Origin of the sequence: Galactobacter valiniphilus (genome assembly GCF_003575975.1) — a bacterium.
GTDB classification, from domain to species: Bacteria; Actinomycetota; Actinomycetes; order Actinomycetales; family Micrococcaceae; genus Galactobacter; species Galactobacter valiniphilus.
The window spans coordinates 1-4596 of record NZ_QQXK01000051.1 but is presented as its reverse complement, the minus strand read 5'-3'; the positions used below and the strand labels follow the sequence as shown (position 1 = coordinate 4596).

The 4596-nt window shown below is 63.8% G+C and carries 2 protein-coding genes; both read left to right on the top strand.

Features of this window, described 5'->3' with window-relative positions; translation table 11 throughout:
• Positions 1-305 precede the first annotated feature (305 nt).
• Complete coding sequence (locus DWB68_RS15500; protein WP_119426020.1) at positions 306-1931, top strand: M4 family metallopeptidase; 1626 nt, start codon at positions 306-308, stop codon at positions 1929-1931.
• A 175-nt stretch (positions 1932-2106) separates the two neighbouring features.
• Positions 2107-4518, top strand: a complete 2412-nt coding sequence (locus DWB68_RS15495) for a DUF262 domain-containing protein (RefSeq protein WP_119426019.1) — start codon at positions 2107-2109, stop codon at positions 4516-4518.
• Positions 4519-4596: the final 78 nt, after the last annotated feature.

Here is a 4596-nt window from a genome sequence, read left to right as displayed (position 1 = left end):
TGAAGCACGTCGAGGTCCTCGTGATAGATCAGGGAGTTAGCGCTTCTGATCCTCGGGGACCTCGACCCCTACCCGCCGAACCTCACCCGGCGCGCCCTACCCCCACCGGATGTCCGAAGAGCCGGTTTGCGCCTGGGGGTGGAGGTCCAAGCTGTGCTCGGGGTCTCTGCCGGTGATTCTCCCCCGGGAGATATATTGACATCCCACGATGATCTTGCAACAACGTGCATCGAATCTCTTGACCGTATTTGTGAAACAGGGCAAAGTTACCGCTCGTTAGCACTCCCTGGTCGAAGGAGATCGGCATGCAGAACCAGAACAAGCGGGCCTCACGTCTCGCCGCCGCCACCTTGGCTGCCGGCGCGCTCGCCCTCATGGGCGCGGTCACCCCCGCCGTCGCCACCCCGGCAGCCCCCCAGGGCAACGGGCCCACCCATCTGAGCCACGCGGCGTCGGGCGCCGTGGAGAGCGTGAGCCTTCCGGCCCAGGCGAGCACCACCGCCGCGAGCGCCCTGAGCAACGACGTGTCCAGCGCCTTCAAGGCGGACGGGGCCTCGACGTTCTCGAACGTGCGCACCGAGCAGCTGGGCAAGGGGCAGCTGCAGCGCTACCAGCAGCAGATTGCTGGCCGCCTGGTCGCCGGCTCCTCGATCACCACCACCACGGATGCCTCGGGCAAGACCCAGGCTCTCGGCAACGTGGCGACCTCTACGAAGGGTGCCTTCCCGGTCGCCCGTGCCGCAGTCAGCGCTAACCAGGCCCAGGCACAAGCCACTGCATTGGGCGCCGTGGCCAAGGGCAATCGCCAGGCCAACGTCTCCCTCAAGCGTGAGGTGTGGTTCGCTCCGGCCGTCTCCGGAACGGCGACCAGCGGCGCTGAGGCCACGGTGGCCGTTCCCGCCTACCAGGTCAGCGTGAGCTCGCCGCAGGGCGGCTGGCTGGTCACGGTGGACGCGAACCAGCCCACCAAGGTCCTGGCGAGCACGCCCACGCAGTACGAGATCAACCGCGTGGTCTGCGACGCGAACCGCTACAAGGCCGTCTACACCTCGGACCTGCAGTGCGGCACGGGCCTGAAGAACAAGCCCAGCCGTGTGGAGGGCGGGGCGGCCAGCTCGGTCGCGGACGTCAACAGCGTCTACACCTTCTTTGGCGACACGAGCAGCTTCTACGCGTCCAAGACCACGGCCTCGGACCTGACCAACCTCGTCGGCACGAACTACAACGACGGCCTCGGCAAGGCCATCCGCGGCTCGGTGCGCCAGTGCATCTCCGGCGAGGCCTGCCCGTTCCTGAACGCCTTCTGGAGCGACGACATCGGTGCCATGGTCTACGGCGAGGGTGTCACGACTGACGACATCACGGGCCACGAGCTCACGCACGGCGTGACCTCCAAGACCAACGGGCTCGTGTACCAGAACGAGGCCGGCGCCATCAACGAGTCGATGTCGGACATCTTCGGCGAGCTCATGGATCAGGGCAACGGCTCGGCGGACGACACCGCGGCGAACAAGTGGAAGATGGGCGAGGGCAGCTCCCTCGGCGCCATTCGCGACATGAAGACGCCCACGAGCCACAGCCAGCCAGACACCTACAAGGGCACGTACTGGAAGGCCACCACGAACAACCCGACGCAGGCGAATGACTACGGGGGAGTGCACACCAACTCGGGCGTGGGCAACAAGCTCGCCCAGCTTCTGACTGACGGAGGCACGCACAACTCCGTGGTCGTGACCGGGATTGGCGCCGCCAAGACGGCCCAGATCCACTGGACCGCGCAGACGCTGCTGACCTCCAACGCCACGTACTCCACGCTGGCCACGGCCCTGAAGCAGTCCTGCACCACCAACGCCGCCTCCGGCGTCAAGGGCATCACCACGGCCGACTGCACGCAGGTCGCCAACGCCATCAAGGCCGTGAAGATCCCGTAACCCACCCAAGCCCCGGACCGCCACAAAGGGCGGCGGCCCGGGTTTCCCCCAAGAAAAGATGCCCGACGGCGCGGACTTGAGTCGCGTCGTCGGGCATCTGGCGTGTGCGGACAGGCAAGCGAAACCTGGGCCAGTCGACTCCAAAGCTGTCCCACGGTCGAAGTACTGTGCAGACATGCGCGGTCAAGTCACTGAGGTCTACAAGATTTACGACGGCTCCAGCAACCAGCTGCGGGTGCCGGTGTACCAACGTAATTACGACTGGAAGCACAAGCAGTGTCTCCAGTTGATGGTTGACCTCGAAGACCTGGTTGCGTCGGATCGCCCAAAGCACTTCTTTGGTGCCGTTGTCGGCAAGCCGGAGACCGCATGGAGCTGGGTGGTGATCGACGGGCAGCAACGACTGACGACGGTGAGCCTGTTGATGCTCGCGCTGACCGATGCCATCGCGGCCGAACAGATTGCGGTCAAGGATCCGCGCCTGGCGGACCGGATTCGCAGTAGCTATCTCGTGACCGAGGACGAGAACACACCCCGGTTCCGCCTGAAGCCGGTCAAGGATGATGCCGAGGCCTACAAGCGCCTTTTCGGCCCGGAATCGGAGCGAATCCAAGCTTCGAACGTGACCTCCAACTACGACTTCTTCCGCGAGCACCTGAGGAACACCGGGGTTACGGCCGACGATCTGTGGGATGCCATCTGCAAGCTCGAGGTCATGCACCTGGACCTCGAGCCGCACGATGACCCGCAGCGCATTTTCGAGAGCCTCAACTCGACTGGGCTCGCGCTTTCCGAAGCAGACAAGGTTCGCAACCTCGTGCTGATGGGCCTCAAGGCCGCCGAGCAGGAACGGGTGTATGAGGACTACTGGAACCGCATCGAGAAGAACGTCGACTTCAAGACGACCGCCTTCCTGCGTTCCTACCTCATCACGAAGTCGGCGAAGACGCCGCGTATCGACCAGGTCTTCGATTCCTTCAAAGCGTTTTCCGCGCACGAGGGCACCAATGGAGCCGAGCTGCTGGGTGAGGTCCGCTCGTACTCAGATGCGCATCGACGCCTCGCTCAGGCGAAGACGGGTCTGCCTGCAGCCGATCGCCACCTGCGGAGCCTGAATCTGATGGGTCTGGAAGTGCAGCTGCCGTTCCTGATGCCGGTGCTGTTGGACGTGGACGCGGGGCGGATCTCCGAGTCCGACTTCGTTCAAACGCTGAGGATCCTCGAGTCTTATCTGTTCCGGCGCATCGCTTGTTCCATACCCACGAGCGGCCTTAACAAGGTTTTCGCGACCCTGTACAAGGAGGTGCGGCGCCTTCGGCCAGCCGAGGAATCATTCTCGGATGTGCTGACGTATTCCTTGTCGCGCAAGTCCGGCAGCGGCCGTTTCCCAGATGACGCGGAATTCCGCAGCGACCTCATGACCGGCGAGGTCTACAAGTACTATCCGGATCGCCGGAGGTACCTGTTCGACTCATTGGAAAACCTGGAATCGAATGACGTGCGCGACGTGGCCGCTGGGCTGGAGAGCGGGGGGCTCAGCGTTGAGCACATCATGCCCCAGACGCTGACCGCGGCCTGGCGGGAGGAGCTTGGCGAAGGTGCTGAGGAGATCCACCACGAGTGGTTGCACCGTCTCGGCAACCTGACGGTCACGGGATACAACTCTCGGTACTCCAACTCGGACTTCACCGCGAAGAAGACGGTCGAAGGCGGCTTCGATGCCTCGCCCTATCGCTTGAATGAGCGAATCAAGAAAGCCTCGCGATGGACTCGCGAGAAGATGCAGGCACGTTCCGAGCAACTGGCCGATCAGGCACTCGCTTATTGGATCAAGCCGACTACGGCGTTCGCGCCGCCGCAGCCTCAGCTACCCGTCGAGGTGCTGGGTGACGACACTGACTTCACCAACCGTGCCGTGGTTGCCTTCGAATTCGGCGACGCCAAGACGTCTGTTCGAAACTGGCGCGAGCTGCTGGTCAGTGTGGTGCAGGAACTCACGGCGCGTGATCGAGAGGGTGTCTTCACCTTCGCTCGGACGAGCGATTGGTTCACCGTGGTCGGTGAAACGCACAACAACGGCAAGGGGAAGAAGGAGATTGTGCCCGGTCTGGTGCTCGGGACGTCGTCCAGCACCTCCGCGAAGGTGAGTTTGCTGCGCCGAATGTTTGCCGCGCTGTCGGTCGACACTGAGGAACTTGTCATGACCTTCAGGCGCGAGGAAGCTTCCGAAGAGGCCGTGGAAGCAACCGAACCTCGTCGATTCGGCGAGGTGCTGGCGCTGGTGGAGCAGCTTCAGGAATTCGTGGGCGGACAAGCCGAGCCGGACGACACTGAGTCGGTCTTGCGGGATCTTCTCGTCGCGACCCGTGGCTACGAACCTGCGGATCCGAAGGCCGTCCTGGGCATGCTGCCGGCGGCCTTCGTGAAAGACCCGGAGCGTGTCCGGACTATGACGGCCGAGCAAGTGTTTGCCCTCGTCGCCGCCCGCCGCTCCGCCGCTGAGCAGCTCGACCCGGACAGCGTGCACGACTCCCTCGTGTCCGGTGACCTGGTGAAGTGGCTGGAGCGGCTGGCAGAGGTGGCCTAGGTGTTCTTCCCACTGACGTTGTGGACGCGATCGATGGGTGAGAGGCCTCCGATGCCGGTGTGGGGTCGGTGATGATTG